Source organism: Martelella sp. FOR1707, assembly GCF_053484265.1.
Genome location: NZ_JBAKFP010000001.1, coordinates 617,979 through 642,211, shown reverse-complemented (window position 1 = coordinate 642,211; position 24,233 = coordinate 617,979). Strand labels below are relative to the sequence as shown.

The window sequence follows — 24,233 nt, the reverse complement described above, 5'->3', positions numbered from 1 at the left end:
GCGCGGATCGCGTTTCGACATGGTGACCATTCCTCAAACGACGAAATCGAACTGGCCGAAACCACCATCATCCGTATCCCTCATTTCGAGCAGAAGGGTCTCGTGAAAGAGCCGATCTCGGGCGTTGCCGGGCTCCCCGGGAAAATAAAGCTGCGTGGTGAGGACGCGCCCGCCGGGACGCTGAACCTTGAAATGAAAGTGGCGGGTGCGGCCCGGATAAAGCGCGGGCACGATGGTGTTGAACCACCAGCGGCCCTGCGCGTCAGTGAATTGATGGCCGCGCAGACGGAAGCCGACGCTGTCATAGTTTCCATTTTCGTCCGCGTGCCAGATCTCGACGAGGCTGCCGGCAAGCGGGCGGCAGCGATTGTCGAGGACGAAGCCGGCGACGGTTATCCGCTCGCCTCCGGGTGCATCGGGATAGAGATCCCTGTTGAGCGGCGAATTCGGTTTGAAGAATGGCCCGGCTTCCCGTTCGAGCGTGCGTTCGTCTCCATCATCACATGCGCGGGTCAGCGGCAGTTCGGGAGCCTCCTGCGCAAAGGCCTTCGTTCTGGCCGCATCGATGAGAGGCAGAGCCAGAAAGGCCGACAGGAAGGAACGTCTGGTGTTGAGCGACATGGTCTTGAAACCTCTCGGCTTGCCGGCGCGTCAAAACTGCCAGTTGGCAGGCACCCAGGCATAGGCGGCATCGGTCTTCAGCATATGGCCAAGGCCGGGGAAAGGAAAATGGAAGCCGAGCACCGGGATGCGATCTGCCGCCGCCCGGTCTAAGATGCGACGGCGCGAGGCGAGCGCAGTCTCCTTGTCGCGGTCGGGACCCGGAAGCCAGGGGCGATCGACATTGACGACCGGGTGGTAGGCAAGATCAGCCGTCAGCAGCAATTGGTCGCTTCCCGAATGAACGAGGAAGGTCGCCATGCCGGGCGTGTGTCCGGAGGCAACGATCGTCGTCAGGCCCGGCATGATCTCGGCGCCGGCTTCGTAAAGCTCGATATCGTCCATCACCGGTTCGAGGCTGTCCTTGATGTTGGAGGCGAACCGCAGGCGGAACTCCTCGGGAACCGGCATGTAGGACAGGTCAGGGTCGGTGCGGACGAAGAAATCCCAGTCGGCCCTCGGCACGAAGACCGTGGCGCGGGGGAAGGCCTTGCCGCCGTTTGCGGCTTTCAAATTGCCGACATGGTCTGGGTGGGTGTGGGAGATGACGATCGCATCGATATCCTCGGGGCCGAGGCCGATCGCAGCGAGGTTGTCGAAGATCCGCCCGCCATTTGGTCCCATGGTCGCGCCGGCGCCGGCTTCAATGAGGATCCGGCGACCGGTGGTCTCGATCAGGAGCGTGTTCAGATTGAGCGTCATGTGATCGGTCGGCAGGAAAGCCTGACGCAAAACCTCCTGCAACGCGGCTTCCGGGGCGTTGCTCGCATAGACCTGCGGCGGGCCCTGGATAATGCCGTCGCTCAGAACGGTGGCGACGATCTCGCCCACCTGGAAACGGTAGTGACCTGTGTTGCCGCGCAATGCAGGCATGCCTTGCGCGGCAGCCCTGCCGGAGCCGCCCAGGCTGGGGAGCAGCATGCTCGACGCGCCGGCGACAGCGGACAGCATGATGGTTCGTCTGTTGAGGGTGAAGGCACTCATTCGGTCTTTCCTCCGTGTTGGGCATGCGCGGCCGCCATTCATCGGTGAGTAAGGCAGCAGCCGTTGCGCCTGGATATCATTCAGGAAAGGATGACACAGGCCTATTGTCCTGATAAGCATGTCAATAAAGACCAGCCTGATAAGGCATGCTTCGCAATGGATCCGATACGTCTGGACAGCTTTGATGTTTTTGTCGCGATTGTCCGCTGTGGCGGCTTCCGCGCGGCAGCGCTCGAGCGACGGGTTTCCTCCTCGGCCCTCAGCCAGACGATGAATGGCCTGGAGGAAGCGCTCGGCATTCGCCTCCTCAATCGGACGACGAGAAGCGTATCCCCGACCGAGGCGGGACAGCGCCTTCTGCAACGCCTGGCGCCGGCATTGAGCGATATCAGGCTTGCTATCGCTGAGGTCGACGAATTGAGGGACAATCCATCGGGGACATTGAGGATCAATGCGCCCGCGCCCGCCATCGATCATTTTCTCTGTCCGCTGGCCTTCGACTTCATGCGTCTCTATCCGGACGTCAAGATCGAGCTCATCAGCGATGCGGCAGTGATCGACATCGTCGCGCAAGGCTTCGACGCCGGCGTCCGGTTCGGAAAGCAATTGGCACAGGATATGATTGCGCTGCCGCTTGGACCGGCGCTTCGCTATGCGATCGTTGCCTCGCCGGACTACATCGAGAGGCACGGCCAGCCGCAGGCTCCCGGCGATCTGATCAATCACGACTGCATCAAGCGCAGATTTCCGGGCGGCACTCTGGCCACATGGCGGTTCAAAGACGGGCACGAAGAAATGGAAATCTCGCCCGAAGGACGCCTGACGGTCAGCACCGCCCATAACGAACTGCAAGGGGCGCTGGCCGGTCGGGGGATCGCACATCTATTCGATGACTACGCCAGGCCCCATATCCTGACGGGGCGGCTGGTGGAACTCCTCTCCGATTGGAGTCTCCTGCTGCCCCACTGGTTTCTCTACTACCCCAACCGCCGCCTCCCAAGCGCGGCCATGCGGGCGTTCCTCGATCACATGAAGCGCTATGACTGGGAGGCAGCCAGAAGCCCGTTCGTTCCATAAGCCGGGATGTCTTGGCCACCAGGGCTTGTCGTCGCCGACATCATCCGGCATGCACCTGCCATCTGGTTTTCTGGTGGGGTCTGGGCAAAGGCAAGTGAACACCCGATGGTGAAGACGATGGCCAGGACGCGTTTCCGGATGGGCCTGTTTGTCTCCTCTTGATGATGTTCCTGGTTTCGGCATTGCGGTTCAGGGAGCCTGCCGGTCGGCGGAATCCGCTACCTCTCGCTGCGCCTCAACGGCGCGCAAGCGTGCGGAAAGGGCCTGTGAAATAGAGGCATAGGCCGTGCTTCCCAGCGCCAGTCGCAATGGCGGCGCCTCGCTCTCGGCGGCTGAAATCATTGCTGCCACGGTCCGGGCGGCATCGCCCTTTATCTCGAAGCTGCCATCGCCGATCGCGCGGCGGACGGCGCCGGCGGGAGTTTCCACATAGGCATCCATGGGCTGCGCACAAACAAGATTGGCCCCGAAATTCGTGCCCGTCGGCCCCGGCTCGGCGATGACGAAGTCGATGCCGAAGGGAGCGACTTCTTGCGCGACGGATTCGACAAAGCCTTCAATTCCCCACTTTGTTGCGTGATAAAGGCTGAAGCCCGGATAGGCAATCTGCCCGCCTTCCGAGGAGACCTGGACGAAACGTCCGCCGCCTTGCTTCCTGAGCATCGGGAGCGCCGCGCGGATCAGATGGATGGAACCAGCGAGATTGGTGGCAATCTGCCGGTCGATCTCGGCGTTCGTCAGTTCTTCGGCCGCGCCGAAAAGGCCATAGCCGGCATTGCTGACAAACACGTCAACATGGCCGTGCCGATAAAAGGCATTTTCAATGGCAGCGACAATGCCCTCGGGTTCCGTCAGATCGAGCTGAACGACATCCAGGTTCTCGCGGAAGTCCTGCTCGAGCTGGGACAATGTTCCGGACCGGCGGGTGGTCGCGACCACCTTGTGGCCGGCGGCGAGCAGTTGCCGCGTCATTTCCAGACCGAGGCCCGAAGAGGCGCCTGTGATGAACCATGTCTTGTGCATGTGATCTCCTTTTCTGTTCGTCCTCATGTAAAGCGTCATCTTTGGTGATATAAGATTTCCAATATGAGATGAGCCTGTGAGGATAATTCACGAATGACGCGTCCCAGCCTCAATGATCTGGCCGCGTTTGCGGCCGTGGCCAACCACCGGAGTTTCCGCCGCGCTGCGGATGAAATCGGCGTTTCGCGCTCTGCCCTCAGCCATGCGATCATCGGGCTGGAGGAGAAGCTGGGCGTGCGGCTTTTCAACCGGACAACCCGCAGCGTGTCGTTGACCCAGGCCGGGGCACGCCTGCTTGAGAACCTCGATCCCGTGCTTCAGGACCTCGACCGGGCGCTCGACACGCTCTCGGAAGAGCGTGGCACTCCGAGCGGAATGCTGCGGATCAACGCGAACAAGAGCGGTGCCCGTATCCTTCTCGACACGGTCGTGCCGCGGTTCCTCGATCGCTATCCGGCCGTCGAGCTTGATCTTGTGTCCGAAGGCCGGCTCGTCGACATCGTGGAACAGGGTTTCGATGCCGGTGTGCGCTTGCTGGAGGCGATCCCGCAAGACATGGTCGCGGTGACGTTCGGAGGAGACGTCCGTTTTGTGGCGGCAGCCGCTCCATCCTACATGGAGGACAAAACCGTCCCGAAGACGCCGGATGATCTCCATGGACATGCCTGCATCCGCCAGCGTCTACCGAGCGGAAAGCGCTACCGCTGGGAATTTTCAAAGCGCGGCGCCGAAATCGTTGTCGATGTTCCGGGCAATCTTTCACTTGATGACAATGATCTTCTCGTTCAGGCGGCGGTTGACGGCATTGGCATCGCCTATGTGCCGGAAGACGTCGCCCGGCCTTTCCTGGTATCGGGCCAACTCATCACCCTGTTGGATGAGTGGTGCCCGCCGATACCGGGACTGGCGCTCTATTACCCGCGCAGCCGGCACGTCCCGTCACCGCTTCGCGCCTTCGTCGACATATTGAGACAAGTGGATCGCGGCCGATGATCGGGTGACGACGCGTGCTGCTTCGCTCCTGCAAGGGTGGTGCGGGAGGAGGGTTTGCGGCACGCGTCAATCCGCGCAGAGCCATTGAATCTGCGCATCGTGGGTCACGGCGTGCGGCGCAAAATCATGCCGCCGTGGTGCAATGTGTTCTCATCGACGAAATCTCCGTCGGCGGTGAACCCGGTGTCGTCCCAGTATTCGATATGCGTGCCGTCGACTTCGTAGCGGCCCTCATAGGCGCGCTCGCGCTGGCCCCGGGCCTCGACGTAGCGTCCATTCGGCAGAAGTTCGTGACGCACGCGGTTGTCGTCGGTGACCCACATGCCGGCATAAGGATGGTTCGGTTGCATATTGGCTTCCTGTGCTTCTGCGGTTTGAACGGAAAGGGCGGCGGTAACGAGTGCTGCATAAGCCTGTTGTCGCATGGTCTTGCTCCTTGGAGTGTTTCGGTCTTGAGGTTTCGATGCCTGTCTGCGCGGTACATCGGTGATTGCGAGTGCGGGGGGATGCTGCCGATAAGCTGCTGACAGGCAATGCACTGCGGGGCCGGGATCAAGGCGCCCTTCAAATCTTGTTCCAGCGTCATGTCAGCTGTCTCCTGTTGGTGATGTGGAAGGTAGATGCGCCAACGCGGACGAACAACTTGCCCAATGGTGACTATTGCGGTAACTATTTCTAACCAATGATCGTCGATCTGAATGGCATTTCTGTCTTTCTGACCGTGGCCGAAGCGCGGAGCTTTCGCGTGGCCGCCGAGACTTTGGGCGTCACGCGGCCTGCGGTCAGCCAGGCGATCCGCCGCCTCGAAGACCGGCTGGGCGTCGCGCTCGTCCAGCGCACGACGCGCAGCGTCAGCCTGACGGAGGCCGGCGAACAACTGTATCAGCGGGTGGCGCCGGCCATTTGCGAAGTCGGGTTGGCGCTTGAGGTAGCGGCAGACCGGGACAGCGCACCGAGCGGTTTGTTGAGACTGGCGGTGTCCTCCATTGCCGAGCAGTTCATCTCCGGACCGCTTCTGGCGCATTTCGCGGAGGCCTTCCCGGCCGTCCGGATCGATGTGACTGTCACCGACGAGGCGTTCGACATCATTGCGGAAGGCTACGATGCCGGGGTGCGCCTGGGCGAAGTCATCGATCAGGACATGATCGCCGTGCCGGTGTCGGGCGAGCAGCGCCAGGGCGCCTTTGCAGCGCCGTCCTACATCGAACGTTTCGGCCAGCCCGAACACCCTTCGGATCTCTCGGCGCACCATTGTATCGGCTGGCGGCCGACGCCGCGAAGCGCCCCCTATCGTTGGGAATTCGGCGAGGATGGACACGAGTTCGACGTGGCCGTCGATCCCCGGATCACCACCAACGACATGTGGCTGATGATCCGGACAGCCTGCGCCGGCGGCGGCATCACTTTCGGCATGGAGGATACATTCAGGCCGTATATCGAAACCGGCCAGTTGGTCCCCGTCCTTCAGGACTTTTGCCCTCCCTTTGCCGGTTTCTTTCTCTACTACCCCAGCCGGCGCAACCTGGCGCCGAAACTTCGGGCGCTTGTCGATCATGTGAAGCGGTGGCGGTCCGCCCGTCCATGACATCCTGATGGGCGTTCGGGGCGCGCGACCGGGCAAAGCGCAATGCCTTGAGAACCTCCATCCTCAACGCGCCCCCCTCGATCCACGCCGGCGGAACTGGCGTGCGTTGCTGAACTGTTCTGGGCCGAAACCCCATACTGCCTGAATCCCCTGCCTGTTTGAGCATCGCCAGTGCTGGCTCCCGAGGCTGACGCATGCCGACCTTGACATTTGTTTGCTACCTTGCAATTATTGTATGGTAGCGAACATTACAGCGAGAAAGCACTGATATGCACGATGAGGCTGGCGCCCACCAATCCGTGGCGATGTGGACCAAGCGATGTTATTTCGCCGGCCGCGCCCTCATGGACGCGACCTTGCGGCCATACGATTTGGGTTCCACGCAATGGTATGTGCTTTGGCATCTTGCGCATAACGGCCCCTCCGTTCAGCGCGATCTCGGCCGTGCCCTCGAACTCGAGCGGGCAACGCTGAGCGGGATCATCGCCACCCTGGTTCGGAAAAACCTGGTCGAGCAGACCGCGAGCGGCAAGGACCAGCGCCAGCGTCTGCTGACGTTGACAGCCGCAGGCGAGGCGCTGTGGCGCAAACTTCCGGACCTTTCCTTCATTCAGGAAGCCGCTTTCGGCGGCGTTGAGGAAGCCGATCTGGACACCACCATCCGTGTCCTCAAATCAGCAACCGAGCGACTGCAAACCCTGTCGCGAAAGGATTGAATCCATGACGGTATTGATAACCGGCGCCACCGGGCTTGTTGGCGAACGTCTTCTTCCACGATTGGCCCAAGCCGGCGTTAACTGCCGTGTCCTGTTGCGCGCCGGCAAGACCTGCCCAGCGGGCGCGGAGGCCGTAACGGGCGACATTCTCGACCCGTCGACCCTGCCGTACGCCCTCAGCGGCGTTTCTGCCGTCGTGCACCTTGCGGCGGTGTTTCGGACCCAGGAAACCGATCTCATTTGGAAAAGCAACCTCGTTGGGACACGCAACCTGATTGCCGCCGTCAAGGTTCATGCTCCCGACGCCCGGTTCATCCTCTCAAGCACCAGCCATGTCTACAATGCCGACAATCCGCATCCGGGACGGGAGGACGACGAGGTCGATCCACAGCACGCCTACCCCGCGAGCAAGGTGGCGGCAGAGAAGGAGTTGCGCGATAGCGGCTTGAACTGGTCAATCATCCGGTTCCCGTTCGTCTATGGCGACGGAGACGGACATCTTGAGTCCCTTCCCCAACATGTCGGCGCCTGGCACCCGGCGCAGCGCATGAGCACGATCCACCATCGCGACATAGCCACGGCAATCCAGTTGGCACTGGAGGGCGCGTTTAACGGGCGCGTCGTAAATGTTTCGGATGACGCGCCAACGTCCGTCTACGAGCTCTTGAGCTTGCTGGGCACCCGGATCGAGCCGAGCGCCGAGCCTTTGGCAAACCCTTGGTATTTGCAGGTCGATGCTTCTCTTGCTCGAAGCCTGGGCTTTCGCCCAAGCGTTCGAACCGTCTATCAGGCCCAACAGGAGGGACTGCTGTGACATGAAGAGGTGATGCTCGATCATTAGCCGAGGTCGCCGATCGGCAGGTAAGTCTCTGATATGTTTAAAGCGCGCGAGAATCTGCTGCCGCGCAGAATGACAATCGGTTTTCGGCATCTGATCACAAACAGCCATTCGGCGCGGTTCCAAAACCCGGCACGGCTGTTCTCTTTACACGGCTCGTCTTGATAGACGGCATCAAGGTCTTGAAGGGATTTGAACCAGCAACTCGCGGTGTGATTGCTATCCGCTTGGAAACTCTGGTCCCCACGGGCGTTGCCTGATGAAGTGACGAAACCGCCGCCGTAGCCCGATGGCCAGGCGGCGGCGCTATGGATCGGGCCACAAGCTCACCAGCGCCGGCGGAAGGCTTTTGCGAACCGCATCCGCCTTTTTCTGAGGCAGTTTTTGAGCCCAAAGCCAGAAGACATCGGCAGTCAATGATTCCGGCGGCGAATGGTGTCCTTTCACCCTCTGATAGACGCGCTGGTGAAAGACCTCTGCACTTGGAGGCGGATCGGGTTCGTAATCCAGCGACCAATCGGCAAGGAGAATTCCACGCTCCAGAGCTGGAAGCGCATTCGCCATCGCGATAACAGCGCCGGGAGCGATGCTCCGCCGCAATTCGAACATCACCGCGCGCATGAGTGGTTCGGTCTGGTTGGTCGTGGTGAGGTTGGTGCGATCGATCAGATCCCGGCACCACTCGACATGCAGCCGCGTCGCATTTTCCACGTCATATGGATGTCCCATGATTGTCCTCCGTTGTCGGGCCAGCAAATGTCTTGATCTCAGAGCTCACTTGTCCTGGCCGCGCTCCCTTATGCGTGTCGCAGCCAGCAAAGCGCCGAAAGACATGACGACCAGCGTTCCGAACGCGATCCGATAAGCTGTCGCCGATGCAAAGACGCCGAACTGCTCGATGGCGGCGACCATGGCAATCGCGCCCAACGCACCTCCCAGACGCTGGGCGATGTTGATCAGCGTCGCGGCGTCAGCGGTTCTGGTCTCGTCAACCTGATTATAAGCAGCCGTGATCGCAGGCATCTGGGCCAGAGCCAGGCCGGCTCCGCGTGTGACGAGAACAACGATGATCGCGGGAAGAGCGATAGCGGCGGAGGCAAGGAAAGGAAGTGTCGCTATGACCAACAACCCGCATCCGGTCAGCGATACCCATCTTGGTCCGTAGCGATCGGTCAACGCTCCCGCTGCCGGCAGAATGCAGGCGGAGCCAAGGCCCATGGCCATGAGCATCAGGCCGGCTTCCGTTGACGTCTGTCCAAGGCTCCTCTGCAGGTAGATCGGCAGAAGCAGCAATCCGCCATACATGGCCGCGCCGGTCAATCCGGCCGTCACGACTGGCGCGGAAAAACCCGACCGCGCAAGAAGGGCGACATCGATCAGGGGATCGGGCGTTCGGATGGCGTGGACGACAAAGGCGGACGTCAAAACAGCCCCGAGGAACAGGATTGCCAAGGAGAGCATGCCGATAGTGCTCGATCCGATCTCCGCCGCGCCGTAAAGCAGCAGCGGGAGGCCGAAACCGATGAGCATCAGTCCGCGCGCGTCGATCCGAGCCTCCTTCAACCTTTTACCGGCCGGCACCAGACGCGCGGCGCCGATCAGGGCTGCTGCACCCACCGGCCCATTGATCAGAAACAGCCACCGCCAGGAGCCCGTATCGATCAGCACGCCGCCAAAGGCTGGTCCCAGGGCCGGCCCAAGGGCGATGGCAAACCCCACGATCCCCATGAGCCGCCCAAGTTGACGCCGTTCGGCGGTGGATGCCAGCACCGCCTGACCGGCGGGCACCATCAGCCCGGCAGCAAGCCCCTGCAGGCAGCGCGCCACGATCAGCTGCGTCACGGTCTCAGCGAACGCGCAAACGATCGAAGCGAGCACGAAGGCAAGAATGCTGGCTTTCCAGAGGCGACCGTCGCCAAAGCGTCGGCCGAGCCAGCCGGTGAGCGGCAGCGAAACGGCGAGTGCGATCAGATAGCCGGTCGCCACCCACTGAACGGAAGACAAGGGCGCAGCGAGGTCGGAACGGATGGCTTCCAGCGCAAGGTTGGCGATGGTCGAATCGAGCATGGCCATGAAAGCGCCGGAGCCGGTGATGGCGGCGACAGCCCAAAGCCGGCCTGAGATTTGGGGAGGTGAAAGCGACATGGCGTTCAACGCGTGCGAAAGGTGACAATGGCGAATCTTTATGATACAGTCGTACCACAAAAAATCCTCATAAGCGAGGCCGGCCGCCCATGCCACGAACCGTCGACCACGACGAACGTCGCTCCATGATCCTGGAAGCCTTCATGCGCCTCGCCGCGCGTGAGGGATTGCATGCCGTCTCCCTGCGCGGCGTTGCCGCCGAAGCCGGGATCTCGCTGCGATCGGTGCAGTATTACTTCGAGACCAAGGCCAGGCTGATGCAATCGGGCCTCGACGCTCTCGAGACCATCAGCAATGAACGCCTGAGTGCCCGTCTTCAAAGTCTTGGGCCGTCGCCCGGTACGCGGGCCACGCTTGAGGCCTATTTCGCCGTTGCGCTTCCCACCGATCACGATAGTCGCCAGTTTCACCTGCTCTGGACCTCCTATGCGATGCTCGCGGTGACCGACCCGGAGATTTCGGACCGGACATTCGTGGATGGACCCGACCGGCAGCAGGAGCGGATCGCATCGCTTTTGGAGAAGGGAAAATCCGACGGCGCGTTTCATCCCGCTCTCGACAGCGAGATCGAAGCAACCATCCTGATATCCCTGATACACGGCCTCGGAACCGCGGTTCTCGTCGGCCAGCAAACGGCAGAGCGCGCGTTTGCGAGCTTCGGGCATCACCTTGACCGTTTGACCGCAGCAGCGAGCGGAAAGCCGGGTCGCGATCGGCAGCGTTCAGAATAAACACCGTCTCCGACCTGATGGAGAACGCTCTCATCCGCTTCGCCCCCAATTGAGAAGACGAACCAAGGAGCAGCCCTTGATGACAGACCTCATTCTTTTTGCAACCGCTCTCGCCACAGCGCTCGCCTTCATCGGCCTCGGCGGCGGCCTCTACGAGGTCGGTGTGATTGATCCCGCCTGGCCTCGACGACCGGACCTGATACAGCCCGATCATGGCGGCATATCGCGCAAGCGCTTCTGGATACCGGCACACGCGACTTTCGAAGTGCTACTCGTCATCGCGCTTGCTCTTTCTTGGTCCATTGCCGATGTGCGGTTCTGGCTTCTGGTCGCGATGGCAAGTCACGCCGTCATGCGGCTCTGGTCGGCCTTCGATTTCATTCCGAAGGCGCTCGCTTTCGAAAAGGCGGCCCCCGGTCCGGAGACGGAAACCGCTGCAAGGCGATGGACGCGCCGAAGCCTGGCGCGCCTGCCGCTGGACATCCTTGCCTGCGGCGCAATGCTGGCCGCAACGATTGCAGCGGCAGGGATCGCATAGGGGCCGCAGGGCAAACGGTTGCTCCTGTTGCCGGACCAAATGCCTGGGGTTTGCGCGCTCATTCGCGGCCTTGAAACACCGCTTCCACATTGTTGCCATCCGGGTCGATGACGAAAGCGGCATAATAGGCATCGTGATAGTTCGGGCGTATCCCCGGTGCACCGTTGTCAGCGCCACCGGCGGAGATGGCGCCGGCATGAAAGGCCGCCACCTCTTCTCGGTTCCTGGCACGAAAGGCGAGATGAAGCGGGGTCGGTTCCAGCCCCGTCGCGCCCATAATGAAAAGTTCCACGCGCTCCCGACCGAAACCGGCAACCCCGCCATCGGGGCGATCAATAAAGAACTTGTTCTCTATGCCCAGCGGCGCGAGCGCTTTTTCGTAGAAGCGCTGCATGTCCGCGAGGCGCGTGGTCTTGAGGCTGATGTGATCGAAGATGCTCATTGCTGTTTCCTGACAGTGTTGGGACCTTGGGCGGCCGTTTCAGATCGTCGGCAGCATTCCGCCGTCAAGGCGAAGGTTCGAGCCGGTGATGTAGGCGGCGCGCGGGCTGGCGAGGAAGCAGACGGCATCCGCGATCTCCTCCAGCGTTCCCACCCGACCAACGGGGACCGCCGCAAAGAGCGGAAGGACTGCGGCCTCCACCTCGTCCCAGGTCGCATCCGGCGCGATGCCTCTGGTTTGCGCGACCTCGCGAAACTTCAAGTCGAGCTTCTCGCTGTGGATTGTGCCGGGGGAAACCGTGTTCACGGTCACGCCGTCGGCAGCGACGGCTTTCGCCATGGAGGCCGACATCGCAAGCATCGCCGCCTTGGCGGAGGAATAATCCGGGTTCGCTGCAGGCGGCATCAGTCCGGCGAGGCTGGAAATATTGATGATCCGTCCCCACCGCGCGCGCCGCATGGACGGCAGCACGGCGCTTGTCACGCGCACGGCCGCCAGCACATTGGCGTCATAGGTTGCGGACCATGTAGCGGCCTCCGTCGTGCTCCAGTCGGACGCGCCGCTAGAACCGCCCGCATTGTTGACGAGAATGTCGATATCGCCAGCGGCGGCTTGGGCCGCGGACACCATTGCCTCGACCTGAGCGGCATCGGTGAGATCGCCGGTTACGACATGCGCGGTTCCGCCGGACGCCTCGATCTTCTCCGCCACGCCGCGCGCCTGGTTTACGTCACGTCCGTGAACGATGATGGTTGCGCCTTCCAGGGCCAACCCCCGCGCAATGCCTTCGCCGATCCCCTTGCTGCTTCCGGTTACAAGGGCAATCTTGCCCTGAAGATGTAGATCCATGAACCGGCTCCTCTTACTGTGTTACGTTGAGCCCGTGATTTAGGAGTGCCCCGATGGATACCGCAAGAACGCACCAAAAGGTGCCTGTCAACAAACTGGATCGAAGCGCCTGCCTTGGCGCGGATGGAGCGGTTGCGCATGTGACGCGTTGCCTGCGGATGATCAGCGGACGCTGGAAACTGCCGATCCTGTTTCGCCTCTATGCCGACGAGATGTTGCGAAGCTCACAGCTTCTGCGCGACATGCCTGACGTGTCGCAAAAGATGCTCACCCAGCACCTGCGCGCGCTGGAGGCGGACGGACTGATCCTGCGAACGGATTTCGGCGAAACGCCTCCGCGGGTGGAATACCGCCTGACCGAGCGCGGCCAGGCCCTGATGCCGGTTCTGCTCGCCGCCCGCCAGTTCGCGGAGGACCATGAACGGGCCGTCAGATAAAGGCATGAAGACGCCAGACGAGCGAAGCTTCGTCGGCCGAAAGGTCGTTGCATACTGCCTTTCGCAAGACGATTGCTGATGTCCGCGAAAGACGGAAACGACCACACACGCGTGGTCGGGGCACACAGCCGACAATCGTGGTGCAGGGACGAAACCATCATCAAGGCGCTGGCCGGCACACTGCTTCGGCTGACTCTGGAGAGCGATTGCCTTGGTCCTGTCGAGAACGCCTTTCAGCCGCCCTCCCCTTCTCTCCTGGTTTCGCGCTTCAACAGTCTATTGCGGTTGGCGGGCCTCGGCCCGCAGCAGCTTGCGGATTCGTTTTCCCCGGCGCCAGCAGGTGACCGCCGCAAGCAACACGATCAGCCACAACGCTGCCTCAAGCACGAAGCCGATGGAGAGCCCAAGCATGGGTGCCGTCAGACACAGCAATGCGGCAATCGTCAGCGTCGCCATCCTCTGGGGCTTTGCCATCGGGCCACGGTAGTCGGCGGGCTGGCCGAGCGATTGCGCAAAGGCACGAAGATAGGCCGTGAAAATGGCAAGCGCCGCAGCCGCCCAACCCAGCGCAGGCATGCCCGCCCCATAGCCCGCGCCGACAAGGATGAGCGTGTCGGCAACACGATCGGGCGCTTCGTTCCAGAACGGGCCATCGTCCGCCGCGCGACCGACCTCGACCGCGAGCATGCCGTCGAACAGATTGCACAGAAGGCGCAACTGGCAAAACAGCGCGGCTGCGAGCAACAGGACGATCTGCAAGGCCCCGACCGCATCGCTGGAAAACGCGAATGCCAGGCCGGCGATCCCCGCCATCACCATGCTCAAAAACGAAATCTGGTTTGGGGTGATCGGCGTCTTGGCAAGCATGCGGACACATGCTGCCGCCCAGGCCGTCTGCCGGCTGGCAAGGGGCCGACGGTGTTCAAGGTCGGGCATGGCTACTCCCCTCCGTCATGGTTCTCTTTGGATCGACCTGTCGACACGCCCTGCCGGCGGCCGCATTCCAGATGACAAATACCGTGCTAGCTGGTCGACCACCAGAACCGGACGAGATGAAAGAAAATCGGCGCGGCGAACACGACCGAATCCAGCCGGTCGATGAAACCGCCATGGCCTTCGATCAGATGTCCCCAGTCCTTCACGCCCCTGTCGCGCTTGATGGCCGACATGACCAGGCCGCCGAAGAACCCCATAAGCGCAATGACGAAGGCGAGCAAACCCGCCTCCAGCATGGAAAACGGCGTCATCCAGCTGAGAAGCACGCCGATCAGCGTCGCGCTCGCGACGCCGCCGACAAAGCCTTCGACCGTTTTGGAAGGTGAAAGCCGCGGGGCGATCCTGTGCCGGCCGAGAAGCTTGCCCCAGACATATTGCAGAACATCGCTCATCTGCACCACGAAGATCATGAACACGATCAGCAGGATGTTACGCCCGTCATAGCCCGGTATGTCCAGGCTGAGCAGCGCAGGGACATGGCTCGCGCAGAAGACGCAGATCATCAGGCCCCACTGGGTCTCCGCAATCCGCACCAGGAAGTCATCCACATCCCCTCGCAAAACCGCCAGGATCGGAAGGAAGAGGAAGGCGTAAACCGGAATGAAGATCGAATAGATGCCATACCGTTCTGCCCAGACGAGGTAATACTGGACCGGCAAGACGACGAAGAAAGCGGCGAGCAGAACCCGATGGTCGGCGCGCGTGGTGTTCGTCAGCGTCGCGAATTCCCTGAGTGCTGCGAAGGACAGAAGCGCAAACAGCACAACGACGCCGGTCTTTCCCGCCAGAAAAGCGATGCCGAGAAGCGCGACCATGGCCCACCACGCGCGGATGCGGGCGTTCAGGTTCTCGATCGCATCATTGCCGCCGTCAGGAGAAAATTTCCGCTTCAGCACATAGCCTGTGACCGAGGCAACGACGAGTATAAGCCCGACGGCCAGCAGCATGTATCCAAGTTCCGGGATCGCGGTCGTGCTCATGGCTGCTCCGTTTCACGCCTGCGGACGGGCTCGTCCTCATCCGCAAGCGCCAGAAGCCGGTCACGCGCCCTTTCCAGAAACGCCGCCTTGTTCTCCCCGGGATCGAGGCGCAGAGCCGCTCCGAAACGAACGACGCAAAGCAGCGGAACCGGCAGGAATTCCCCCTTCGGCAACACTCTGTTCAGGTTGGAAATCCAGACCGGCACGAAGTCGACATCGGGCCGCGCTTCGGCAAGGTGAAAAATGCCGCTCTTCAACGGCAGCAATCTATCCTCGGTGGTGTTGCGGGTTCCCTCGGGAAAAACGATCAGAGACGACCCTTGATCGAGCGCTTCCGCCATCGCAGAGATCGGATCGATATCGGCATGCTCGCCATTGCGGGCGATCAGGAGTGACCGGAAGGCGTCGACGCCGATGAACCGGCGCAGACGGGAGGCTTGCCAGTAGTCCGCTCCTGCAACAGGCCTGGTTACGGCCCGCAAGCCCGGCGGAAGCACAGTCGAAATCAATATGAAGTCGCCATGGCTCGCATGGTTGGCATAAAAGACACAAGGCTCGGTGTAGGCCTCATCGCTGTGCCGGACACCACGAACGGCGGTGATCAGGCGTGCGAGAAAGCCGATCAGCGCGGCAACGAAACCGGCCGCAAATCTGCGAACAACCAACCTCATCCGACCACCACGCAAAAATCGAATCCTGCCATCGGCACCTTATAGCCCGCAGCATTCTCACGAACAAATCGCATGGTTTTCGACAGTGCTGAGCGATAGCCCCGGTTTTATGAGCGCCTGATTCCATAAATTATGGCCGCCGCCGCCACGGCCAACGGCGCCCAGAAATGGATGAGGCCGATCTGGCTCCAGACGCTGAACTCCTCATGGCATCCGGTGGGGTTCATCCCGCAGCCCAGGGGTACGAAATAGGAGAACCACACAAATGTTCCGATGAGGAGCAGGATGCCGAACAGCAGGGAGAGTATTTTCATGAGTGCTTGCCTTGCCTGTTTGCCGTCCAGCCCTGCGATCGTTCGCACGGGCGACCCGGTTGCCGATCGCTCACGCGTCGGGTCCACGCGAGAGATGCCGTTTCAATTTGCCCGCAAACCTGTCGCAGGCAATCCGCTGCTTCCCTCACACGCTATCCCGCGAATTCCGTAGCGCGATGGTACATGCTCACGAGACGGCGGCGGAACGTCTGGCGCTGCTCATAGTCGGCAACGGAGGCTGCCCGGCTCAAATCCTCGCATTGTCCTGGAAATCCCACAGCCTCGACGTCCTCTGCGCAGCGGCCGAGCCAGCGCGCGGATTGCGCGACCGCCCGTCTGTGGATTTCCAGCGCCCGGTCGCACAGCGCCGGCATGTCGTCGCTGCAGCCCATGACATAGGCCAGATAGGCGATATACTCAGGCTGCCATATTTCTGCGTCCACGCCCATCTCGTCCGCGCCGGGAATGCTGTCGGCGAGGATTTCGCACCCGTTTCCGTCGATGAACGGCGCGGGATTGTGCAAGAAGCATGCGCGCGAAAGCTCCGCGAAGGCCCGATCGGTCTGCGGCTCTCCGGTGAGGCCGTTGCGGTAGATGATACCGAGATACTTGCAGGCATAGGGACCAATCCCGACATCGTCGGATTCGCAAACGCTTTCCATCCTCTCCTGCGCCGCTTCATAGTCGCGAAGCGCGACGTTCAGGAAATAGATCTTGCCGGCTTCATAACAGCCGCCCACCTGAAAGCCCGCATTGAATGACGCTTCATAGGCAGCAAGCGCCGCCTGAGCATCCCCATGCTTTTCCGCTGCCACGCCGGCCTCCCAGCAACTGTCCACATTGGCGTCAGGCGTGCAGTCCAGAATGGTCTGTTCGCCCATCGATACTCTGGCGCTCTGTCTCGGCTCAGCAGCCGAAGCACCCGTGGCAACCGCCCCAGTCATCATCAAAAAGGCCACCAAGATAGATCGCATTGTTTCTCCCAGCCAGCGGTTCGGTCTTGCCCAAGGATCACCCTGCGCCGCGCTATATTCCAGAGACGGCCTGCTGCTGTTCCACATATCGCGTTCGATCGCGGTTCAGAAGCAATCTGGAAGCGAAACGCAGCCGTGTTTAGCACGGCCAGGTAAACCACGACCTGCACGCTCTGCCCTCTCGACGGTTGGCTGCTGTCGGCACCCCGGTCGGCAATATAAGCCTCCGACCTTTCGCCTTCAGCCCAAAGGTCTTGAAGGGATTTGAATAGACGACACGTCATTCACTCCGGGCCATACGGAGATTACCGGCCTTGTCGAAGCTGTGCGCGAAACAATATTGATCGCGCATGAGGCCGCATGGAAGGGCGATGCTGCCACGGCCGAGCGGTTGGTTCGCCAGAAGCAGCACGTCGCCGACCTTGAGGCCGAAAGCCGGGCGAAGCACCTCGCGCGGCTGCGCGGCGGAAATCTGACCAGCCTTGCCTCCAGCGATGAACATCTGGAGACGATCGCCGCGCTCAAGGAAGTCAACAGCAAGTTCGCCACGATCGGTTATGCCGTGCTGGAGCGGAGCGGAGGACTTATGAAAACCCGCCTGAAAAACGCAGACCAGATGCCCGCTTCCTGAGCTACCCGGCGGCGCGCGCCCGCACCGAGGGGAAGATCAATCGATGCATCTCCCGCTCTCGCGAAAATTCCAAGAAGCGAACGCTGACCAAGCCGTGGCGAAAAACCGTTATGGAAGGGCGGCGTTCAGCAAGCAGCGCGATGGGCTCACGCGTGAAACAACCCGTCCGATAGACCTGTCATACGACGTCTTTTCGGTAGTCGAACGCAGTAAAGGGCTCAACGGCCTCTAACGCAACCTCAGCACCCATGCCCGGAGCCTCCGAGATTTTGACCTTGCCTTTTAAGACAGCCTCCTCTGGCGGGTTCTGCAGCACCTGGACATAGCTGTTGTTATCGGGAAAGTAGGGATAGGTTTCCAAAGGCATCGCCATTGCGCTGGCGGCAGCGACCTGAAGCGACGCTGCGGTCAACAGGGAACTGGCGCAGTTATGCGCGGAGACCCTTGCATTGTAGGCCTCGGCCATCGCGGCGATCTGGACGAATTCGAAAACCCCACCGCAATTGCCGACGTCAGGCATGACGATATCGACCCCGCCCGTGTCGAGCAGATTGCGAAACCCATGGCGCGTATAAACCCGCTCGCCGGCAGCGATCGGCACTGGCCACCGGCCGGACTGGCTTCTCATATTCTTGAGGTCGAAGGGATCGAACGGCTCCTCGACCCAGATCAAGTCGAGCTCCAGGCAGACATCCATGAAGCGGATAAGCTGATCATTGTTGAGGCCACCCGAGAGATCGAGCATCAGCCCGATATCGGGCCCGACAACTTTCCTGAGCGTCTTTACGCGGTCAACCGCGCGTTTAAACGCTTCTTCCGAGAGATGACGGCGCTGGACATGGCGCAGGCTCACGCCGTTGACTTCATGGGCAAGCGGGTAGCACTTGAGCAGTCGATAGCCGTCGTTGAGTGGGCGCTCGGCCGATTTTGCCCACCCCATGACGTCGTTGTGCGCCGAGCTCCAGCCATTCGCATAGACGTCGATCTCCCCTTCGAATTTCGCTCCGAACAATTCATGCACGGGCACCCCAAGCGATTTGGCCTTGATATCCCAAAGCGCCTGATCGATCGCGCTCAACGCGGCGAAGATGACGGCCCCGCCGCCCTTGGCCCAGAACGAATTGTCGTAGATCTCATGCCAGACGTGACGCGGAAAAGCCGCGTCCGCACCAATCACCTTCGGCGACAAATCCCGCAGCATCCCCGCTGCAGCATCGGCACCAAGACCATAGGCGACGGCCGCCTCACCATAACCCCTAATGCCATCCTTCGAGGTCAACTCGACCAACACAGGATGCATGCCGCCGCCGCGAATATTGAATACCCGCATGTTCTCAATGATCTGCATTATGTATTTCCTCTCGTTTCAGCGCGCATGCATTGGTCACAGCGCGCAAGCGCCGGCATGGCGATTTGGATTGGGACGCGTAGGGAGTTGGCTTTATGCAAGCCTCAGGGGGCGCTTATCCCCGGCATGCTCGCATTTCTGCGACGCCAGAGAAGAACGCAGATACCGACGGCAATGACCAGACAGGTCACCGTCAGGAGCATTGCCGACACCGCCGCAGATTCCGGGCTGGTGTTGAAGCGGATACCCTCCCAGAGTTTCCGGGGCAGGGTCTTCACGCGCAGATTGCTCAGAAAGATGGAAGCGATCGACTCATCGAATGAATGCAGCATCGCTAGAAGAGCGCCGACGGCAAGACCCGGCAATAACAGCGGAAAGGTAACCGTGCGAAACACGCACCATGGATTGGCCCCGAGGCTGGCGGCCGCGCGCGACAGGCCAGGATCGATGGAACTGAATGTTGCCGACGCCACGAGATAAACAACCGGGAAGATCAGCACAGTGTGGGCGAGCGTGATGCCGAGCTCGGTGTCCACAAGGCCGATCTCCGAAAAGGCCAGATAGGCTCCAAGGGCAAAGACCACGGCGGGCACGGTCATGGGAGAGAGCACAAGCGCTTCAGCGGCGCTCTTGAACCGGAATCCCCGACCGAAACCAAGCACGGTCAGCGTCGCAAGAACGAGCGTCAGAATACATGTCGCGAGGCCGATCCTGGCACTGGTCCAGGCCGCATCAATCCATTCCGAGCTGCCCAGTATCTTTTCGAACCATCGCAGAGAATAGCTTGGCGGCGGAAAAATGAGGACATCCGCAGAGCTGAATGCGACCGGAAAAAGGACGACCAGCGGCACCAGGAGAAAGGTCGAAACGAGGAGAAGATAAGCCGCCCCCGCGAGCGAACTGAAACGCCACAGGGCGGCGAAACTGAAACGGGACGGTGGCCGCATCACGGGAAGGCGCAGGATGTCCCGATCGATCGGCACTTCCAACCCTGTCGCCTTGGCGGGTTTGCCAGAGCGAGGCTCCTGCCAGCGCGCGAAGTGGCCGAGGGCAAAGGACAAGGCCACGACGATGACGGTTGCAACAATGGCGAGCGCAAGACCGAGCGCTGCGGCCAGGGACCAGTTTGCTCCCTGCTCGATTTCCGCCTGGATCACCTGAGCCAGCATCTGCTGTCTTTGATTGCCCAGGAATGCCGGCGCGATGAAGCTGGCAGTCGTAAAAAGAAACACGATGATCACGCCCGACTGAATGCCGCGGATGGACAACGGCACGATCATGCCGAACCAGGCACGTATTGGATGCGCGCCCAATGTATGGGCCGCCAGCAGGATCCGACCATCAATGCGGCGCAGGACGCTATAAAGCGCGAAAACCATCATCGGAATTGACGAGTGCACAAGCGCCAGAACCACCGCGGGCTCACTGAAAAGCAGAGGCAGCGGGTCGGAAATAAGCCCGAGGCTCAGCAGGGTCGAGTTCACCATGCCGCGCTGACCCAATATGGCCAACCATGCAAAGGTACGCACCAAAACGCTGGTCAGGAACGGCACCAATACGATCAACCCCAGCAACAGCGCCTTGATTCCGCTGGCACGACTGAAAATCCATGCGAGCGGAAAGGACACAATCAATGTGACGACCGTAGCTTCGAGGCTTATGCGCACCGTGGTCCAGATAATCTTGCGGTAGACGGGGCTTTCGACGATCCTGACGAAGCGGCCCATCGCGTCGCCTTGGAACGCCTCGGGAATGATATAGAGCAACGGCAACACAAAGACCGACAGCAGCAGGATGGCGGTGGGCGCCAGAAGCCCCCACCGCGACCATATCATTTCCGGATTTCCCATCCCGCTCCCCATCTTCCTGCTCTCCCGCCTTCTCTTTGTTTACTGCAGAACGTATTCGTCCCACCGCGCCTTCACGTCATCGAGATTTTCATTCCACCATGCCGAGTCGAGTAGTGCACCCTTATCGGTATTGGCCGGGTGGCTGGGCAGGTTCTCCGCGATCGCCGGCTCAAGAAGATCAAGAGCGGCGGCATCGGTTGGGCCGTAGGGAATCTGACGGGTAAGTGCCGCCTGCTGCTCCGGCGCGATAGCGAAATTGATGAACTTCATGGCTTCATCCTTGTCCGGCGCGCCCTTGACGACCGACCAATACTCGACAGCCACAACCGAGGCGTCCCAGCCATAAGTCCAGTTCGAGCCGGCATCGATTGCGTTGTTCAGCCGGCCATTCGGCCCAAGCGCGGCTTCCACCTCGCCCTGCTGGATAAGCGCCTGAATGTCGGAGGAGGATTTGAATCCTATGAGCTGGTCCTTGATCCGGTCGATGACATTCAAGCCGCGGTCGACATCCAGCGGATAGAGCTCGTCCGCCGGCACGCCGTCTGCCATCAGCGCGAATTCCAGATTGTAATAGGGCTTGTCGAGCATTACCCGACGCGCCTTGACCGAGGGGTCGAAGAACTGAGATGGGGTCAGCCCATCGGGAAAGGCATCCTTGCTCCAGGCGAGGTTTTCAGAGAACTTGATATAGCCGACGCCATATTCCCGGCGTAGATTCTCCGGGATGCCAGTTGCATCGACAATAGCATAGTCGATCGGCTCCAGAAGCCCATCTTGGACCTCATTTTCATAGGCCGCGCCATCAGCGGAAATCACGTCCCAGGTAACGTTTCCGCTTTCGACCATCGCTTTCACCTTGGGATAGCCCGTGCCGGTTGTGTCGATGACTGTCACCCCGGCAGCCTCGGCATAAGGATCAAAGAAGGCGACCTTCTGGGCCTCCTGAAACGACCCGCCATATGACGAAATCACCACTTCTGCGGCGCTCGCAGCGGACGGGATGCCCGACAACAGAAGCCCAGTTGAGAATATCGCAGCAGATAGTCCGGTGTTAAGTTTTGCTAATGCCATGTGTTTCTCCTTGCTGTTCCGTTTTACGTTGTTTGTTCAGTGGGAAGAGTGGCAACGGAGCCGGGGCTCCATCGTGCGATGACAGCAACGCCGGGCGTGAGGTTTCCCGAAAGCGCATGGCCGCGCGGAACGCTCGTCTGTAGCAGCTGTCCGTCTGAAAGCTCCAACGCCACACGCCAGCCTGCGCCGAGATAGGTCACCTCGCGGATTGTAGCGGCTACGCCGAATTCATCCTCTGTGAGAGGCTGGTCTGTAGGCCGGACGAAAACATTCTCCGGTCGAACGACGATATCAAAAGGCTCGCTTGCAGGCTGCGGCAGCGCCTGACGCGATCGGCCGATCTCGTACCCCTTTCCGCCGTCGATGGACCGTACCCGCAAAATGGAACACTCTCCGATGAAGCGAGCGACGAAATGGCTAGAAGGCGCCGCATAAATCGTCTCGGGATCGGCCACCTGCAGGAGTTTCCCCCCTGACATTATTCCGATCCGGTCCGCCATCGCCATCGCTTCGGACTGGTCGTGGGTCACGTAAATCACCGTTACGCCGAGTTCATGCTGGATGCGTTTGAGCTCGATCTGCATCTGATCCCGCAAGCGCCGATCGAGTGCGCCGAGCGGTTCATCCATCAGAAGCAGGCTGGGGCCGAATACCAATGCCCGCGCCAGTGCCACGCGCTGTTGTTGCCCCCCTGACAACTGCGAAGGATACGCGTCGGCTCTGTCGGCAAGGTTGACAATGCCCAGCGCGGCATTGACTCGCGCCTCTCGCTCGCCGCGCGGCGCGCCGCGCATCTTGAGCGGATAGGCGACATTCTCAGCCGCCGTCATGTGTGGAAACAAGGCGTAGTTCTGGAACACGACCCCGATCCGTCGGCGGTGAGGCGGCAGGTCGGAAATCGGCGTGTCTGCCATCAGGACGCGTCCATCGCTCGGTTGATCGAAGCCCGCCAGAAGCATCAGCAGCGTCGTCTTGCCAGAACCACTGGGACCGAGCAGCGCGAAGAACTCGCCAGGCGCAATATCCAAACTGACATTCCGAACTGCCGTAACAGCCCCATAGCGGCGGGTGACTCCATCAAAGGCGACGGCGGCGGGCGCTCGATCCGGCATCAGATCATCCCTCCGGGCTCTCGTACGTGCAGTTTCCGTGGTGTCCGTGTCAGAACTTCCACGCCATCATCGGTTACACACACAGTCTCGCTGATCTGTATCCCCGCCGCCGAGAGGTACATATGGAAGATCATGCCTTGCTGTAGTTCCCAGTCCGATTCTGGCGTGAACAGATGCGAGAAGTCCGCCAGTTTTGGGCCCGTAATGATCCCAACGCCATAACCGGTGTTGTGCGGAAAAGCGGATCGCAGCCCGGCTGTGGCAAGACCCTCGCGCGCAATCCGGTCGATCTCCTTTGCAGGAACGCCGGGGCGAATGGCCGCGAATTGACGGTTCTGGATTTCCACCAACTGGTTGACGCCGAGCTGCAGATATGCGGGCGGCGTGCCAAGCACTGCGGGACGCATCAGACGGGACGAGTAGCCGCTCGACTGCGGAAGCAGTTCGATATGTACAGGCTGCCCAAGCTCAAGACGCCGGTTTCCCACGCTTGAGTGATAATGCTGCGTTGCCGCACCCATACCGAGCAAGACGATGCGCGGCGCATTGTTGTCCGCTCCCGCGGACAGAGCCGCAGCGTAACCCGCCGCGACCAGTTCTCCCTCGCTAACGCCTTCCTCCAGCGCGTCGAGGATGGCGGCCACGCCGATGTCGGCGATTGCGGCAGCGCGGCGATGCTCGTTAATCTCGGCAGGCGACTTGCGGGCGCGCATCTCAAGAACAACACCCGAGAGGTCATGAAATTCTGCATCCGGAAGCCCGGCCGCGATGCGGCGCTGATCGCCAACTGTGAGGTAGTTGGAATCGAGTTGCTGCGCGATTGTCGCTCGCGCCAGCCCGAGCCGCCGGATTTCCGAAATCAGAAGTTCGATCGGATCCTCCCAGTCCGAATAGCTCACCCGGTCCGTTACCCAGGAGGCGGCATCAAAAAGCGCCTCATCCAGCTTGCGGACAACGCCATGCACCTTGCCATCGGCGGTGACGATGCAGCACTGATACATCACCGCGCTCGCCGAGTAGCCGAACAGGTAGCGCATGTCCTCCGCGGCATCGATGATGGCGACATCGATATTCCGTGAGCGCAGCAATTGCGCAAGCGTTTCGACCCTCTGCGCGGTCTCGGCTCGATATCCGCTGCTCTTTCCGGCGGCGTCTGCGGCGTGCGTCCGCCCTTCTGTCGAAATCTCGGAATCTGATTGAGAAAGTTCGTCGAACACTAGCGCCTCTCAAGTTGTACAATCGTTTGTATCATCAGTCCAATCGTTTGG

27 protein-coding genes are annotated in these 24,233 nt (G+C 60.9%); 9 read left to right on the top strand and 18 right to left on the bottom strand.

The features are described from left to right. Positions 1 to 33: 33 nt before the first annotated feature. Together V6765_RS02830 and V6765_RS02825 are read right to left on the bottom strand one after the other, a co-directional pair. Positions 34 to 621, bottom strand: coding sequence for a dioxygenase family protein (locus V6765_RS02830; RefSeq protein ID WP_448426294.1), 588 nt, complete (start codon positions 619 to 621; stop codon positions 34 to 36). A 30-nt stretch (positions 622 to 651) separates the two neighbouring features. Beyond that, positions 652 to 1,644 (bottom strand): MBL fold metallo-hydrolase, encoded by a 993-nt coding sequence (locus V6765_RS02825; RefSeq protein ID WP_448426292.1) that lies wholly within the window; start codon positions 1,642 to 1,644, stop codon positions 652 to 654. 156 nt (positions 1,645 to 1,800) lie between these two features. Between V6765_RS02825 and V6765_RS02820 the strand changes: the two genes are divergently transcribed. Then, complete coding sequence (locus V6765_RS02820; RefSeq protein WP_448426619.1) at positions 1,801 to 2,721, top strand: LysR family transcriptional regulator; 921 nt, start codon at positions 1,801 to 1,803, stop codon at positions 2,719 to 2,721. A gap of 189 nt (positions 2,722 to 2,910) precedes the next feature. On the opposite strand, the gene V6765_RS02815 is transcribed toward V6765_RS02820, so the two are convergent. Beyond that, positions 2,911 to 3,744 (bottom strand): SDR family oxidoreductase, encoded by an 834-nt coding sequence (locus V6765_RS02815; protein ID WP_448426291.1) that lies wholly within the window; start codon positions 3,742 to 3,744, stop codon positions 2,911 to 2,913. A gap of 93 nt (positions 3,745 to 3,837) precedes the next feature. Here V6765_RS02815 and V6765_RS02810 point away from each other — a divergent pair, with 93 nt between their 5' ends. After that, positions 3,838 to 4,737, top strand: a complete 900-nt coding sequence (locus V6765_RS02810) for a LysR family transcriptional regulator (RefSeq protein ID WP_448426289.1) — start codon at positions 3,838 to 3,840, stop codon at positions 4,735 to 4,737. A gap of 104 nt (positions 4,738 to 4,841) precedes the next feature. Here the strand turns inward: V6765_RS02810 and V6765_RS02805 are convergent, their stop codons facing one another. Then, on the bottom strand, positions 4,842 to 5,162 hold the full coding sequence (locus tag V6765_RS02805) for an Atu4866 domain-containing protein (RefSeq protein WP_448426287.1): 321 nt from the start codon (positions 5,160 to 5,162) through the stop codon (positions 4,842 to 4,844). Positions 5,163 to 5,419: 257 nt separating this feature from the next. On the opposite strand from V6765_RS02805, the gene V6765_RS02800 reads away from it, so the two are divergent. The 3 genes from V6765_RS02800 to V6765_RS02790 all read left to right on the top strand — a co-directional run bounded on the left by V6765_RS02800 (position 5,420) and on the right by V6765_RS02790 (position 7,852). Further along, the gene (locus V6765_RS02800; protein WP_448426286.1) at positions 5,420 to 6,322 is read left to right on the top strand and encodes a LysR family transcriptional regulator; all 903 of its coding nucleotides are present in this window, start codon (positions 5,420 to 5,422) and stop codon (positions 6,320 to 6,322) included. A gap of 269 nt (positions 6,323 to 6,591) precedes the next feature. Continuing rightward, positions 6,592 to 7,038: a MarR family winged helix-turn-helix transcriptional regulator gene (locus V6765_RS02795; protein WP_448426285.1), complete on the top strand. Its 447-nt coding sequence runs from the start codon at positions 6,592 to 6,594 to the stop codon at positions 7,036 to 7,038. 4 nt (positions 7,039 to 7,042) lie between these two features. After that, positions 7,043 to 7,852 (top strand): NAD-dependent epimerase/dehydratase family protein, encoded by an 810-nt coding sequence (locus tag V6765_RS02790; protein WP_448426284.1) that lies wholly within the window; start codon positions 7,043 to 7,045, stop codon positions 7,850 to 7,852. Between the two features lie 330 nt (positions 7,853 to 8,182). On the opposite strand, the gene V6765_RS02785 is transcribed toward V6765_RS02790, so the two are convergent. Then, entirely contained in the window at positions 8,183 to 8,605 is a 423-nt protein-coding gene (locus V6765_RS02785) for a DUF2267 domain-containing protein (protein ID WP_448426282.1), read from the bottom strand. Between the two features lie 45 nt (positions 8,606 to 8,650). Further along, complete coding sequence (locus V6765_RS02780; protein WP_448426280.1) at positions 8,651 to 9,949, bottom strand: DHA2 family efflux MFS transporter permease subunit; 1,299 nt, start codon at positions 9,947 to 9,949, stop codon at positions 8,651 to 8,653. 161 nt (positions 9,950 to 10,110) lie between these two features. On the opposite strand from V6765_RS02780, the gene V6765_RS02775 reads away from it, so the two are divergent. Together V6765_RS02775 and V6765_RS02770 are read left to right on the top strand one after the other, a co-directional pair. Beyond that, the gene (locus V6765_RS02775) at positions 10,111 to 10,752 is read left to right on the top strand and encodes a TetR/AcrR family transcriptional regulator (RefSeq protein WP_448426279.1); all 642 of its coding nucleotides are present in this window, start codon (positions 10,111 to 10,113) and stop codon (positions 10,750 to 10,752) included. A gap of 79 nt (positions 10,753 to 10,831) precedes the next feature. Continuing rightward, a complete protein-coding gene (locus V6765_RS02770; RefSeq protein WP_448426277.1) occupies positions 10,832 to 11,290 on the top strand; it encodes a hypothetical protein in 459 nt (152 codons plus the stop codon). A gap of 58 nt (positions 11,291 to 11,348) precedes the next feature. Here the strand turns inward: V6765_RS02770 and V6765_RS02765 are convergent, their stop codons facing one another. Together V6765_RS02765 and V6765_RS02760 are read right to left on the bottom strand one after the other, a co-directional pair. After that, a complete protein-coding gene (locus V6765_RS02765; RefSeq protein WP_448426275.1) occupies positions 11,349 to 11,732 on the bottom strand; it encodes a VOC family protein in 384 nt (127 codons plus the stop codon). A 39-nt stretch (positions 11,733 to 11,771) separates the two neighbouring features. Beyond that, a complete protein-coding gene (locus V6765_RS02760) occupies positions 11,772 to 12,581 on the bottom strand; it encodes an SDR family NAD(P)-dependent oxidoreductase (RefSeq protein WP_448426273.1) in 810 nt (269 codons plus the stop codon). A 53-nt stretch (positions 12,582 to 12,634) separates the two neighbouring features. On the opposite strand from V6765_RS02760, the gene V6765_RS02755 reads away from it, so the two are divergent. After that, positions 12,635 to 13,018, top strand: coding sequence for a winged helix-turn-helix transcriptional regulator (locus V6765_RS02755; RefSeq protein ID WP_448426272.1), 384 nt, complete (start codon positions 12,635 to 12,637; stop codon positions 13,016 to 13,018). Between the two features lie 276 nt (positions 13,019 to 13,294). Here V6765_RS02755 and V6765_RS02750 read toward each other — a convergent pair whose 3' ends face one another. The 5 genes from V6765_RS02750 to V6765_RS02730 all read right to left on the bottom strand — a co-directional run bounded on the left by V6765_RS02750 (position 13,295) and on the right by V6765_RS02730 (position 16,953). Continuing rightward, positions 13,295 to 13,954, bottom strand: a complete 660-nt coding sequence (locus V6765_RS02750; protein WP_448426270.1) for a CDP-alcohol phosphatidyltransferase family protein — start codon at positions 13,952 to 13,954, stop codon at positions 13,295 to 13,297. Positions 13,955 to 14,040: 86 nt separating this feature from the next. Beyond that, entirely contained in the window at positions 14,041 to 14,994 is a 954-nt protein-coding gene (locus V6765_RS02745; protein ID WP_448426269.1) for a phosphatidate cytidylyltransferase, read from the bottom strand. Then, positions 14,991 to 15,665, bottom strand: a complete 675-nt coding sequence (locus tag V6765_RS02740; protein WP_448426267.1) for a lysophospholipid acyltransferase family protein — start codon at positions 15,663 to 15,665, stop codon at positions 14,991 to 14,993. Before V6765_RS02740 ends, V6765_RS02745 begins: the two co-directional genes overlap by 4 nt. Before the next feature lie 107 nt (positions 15,666 to 15,772). Further along, positions 15,773 to 15,979, bottom strand: coding sequence for a hypothetical protein (locus tag V6765_RS02735; RefSeq protein WP_448426265.1), 207 nt, complete (start codon positions 15,977 to 15,979; stop codon positions 15,773 to 15,775). 152 nt (positions 15,980 to 16,131) lie between these two features. Then, on the bottom strand, positions 16,132 to 16,953 hold the full coding sequence (locus V6765_RS02730; protein ID WP_448426264.1) for a hypothetical protein: 822 nt from the start codon (positions 16,951 to 16,953) through the stop codon (positions 16,132 to 16,134). A 340-nt stretch (positions 16,954 to 17,293) separates the two neighbouring features. Between V6765_RS02730 and V6765_RS02725 the strand changes: the two genes are divergently transcribed. Next, positions 17,294 to 17,584, top strand: a complete 291-nt coding sequence (locus tag V6765_RS02725) for a hypothetical protein (protein ID WP_448426263.1) — start codon at positions 17,294 to 17,296, stop codon at positions 17,582 to 17,584. Positions 17,585 to 17,762: 178 nt separating this feature from the next. On the opposite strand, the gene V6765_RS02720 is transcribed toward V6765_RS02725, so the two are convergent. From V6765_RS02720 to V6765_RS02700, 5 genes are all read right to left on the bottom strand, one after another. Further along, positions 17,763 to 18,932 (bottom strand): mandelate racemase/muconate lactonizing enzyme family protein, encoded by a 1,170-nt coding sequence (locus tag V6765_RS02720; protein ID WP_448426261.1) that lies wholly within the window; start codon positions 18,930 to 18,932, stop codon positions 17,763 to 17,765. Positions 18,933 to 19,036: 104 nt separating this feature from the next. Then, complete coding sequence (locus V6765_RS02715) at positions 19,037 to 20,782, bottom strand: ABC transporter permease subunit (RefSeq protein ID WP_448426260.1); 1,746 nt, start codon at positions 20,780 to 20,782, stop codon at positions 19,037 to 19,039. Positions 20,783 to 20,821: 39 nt separating this feature from the next. Then, the gene (locus V6765_RS02710; protein ID WP_448426259.1) at positions 20,822 to 21,853 is read right to left on the bottom strand and encodes a polyamine ABC transporter substrate-binding protein; all 1,032 of its coding nucleotides are present in this window, start codon (positions 21,851 to 21,853) and stop codon (positions 20,822 to 20,824) included. 23 nt (positions 21,854 to 21,876) lie between these two features. Further along, positions 21,877 to 22,965 carry an ABC transporter ATP-binding protein gene (locus V6765_RS02705; protein ID WP_448426258.1) on the bottom strand — a complete coding sequence of 363 codons (1,089 nt, stop codon included), beginning with the start codon at positions 22,963 to 22,965 and terminating at the stop codon, positions 21,877 to 21,879. Continuing rightward, a complete protein-coding gene (locus tag V6765_RS02700; RefSeq protein ID WP_448426256.1) occupies positions 22,965 to 24,182 on the bottom strand; it encodes a M24 family metallopeptidase in 1,218 nt (405 codons plus the stop codon). Before V6765_RS02700 ends, V6765_RS02705 begins: the two co-directional genes overlap by 1 nt. Positions 24,183 to 24,233 lie beyond the last annotated feature (51 nt).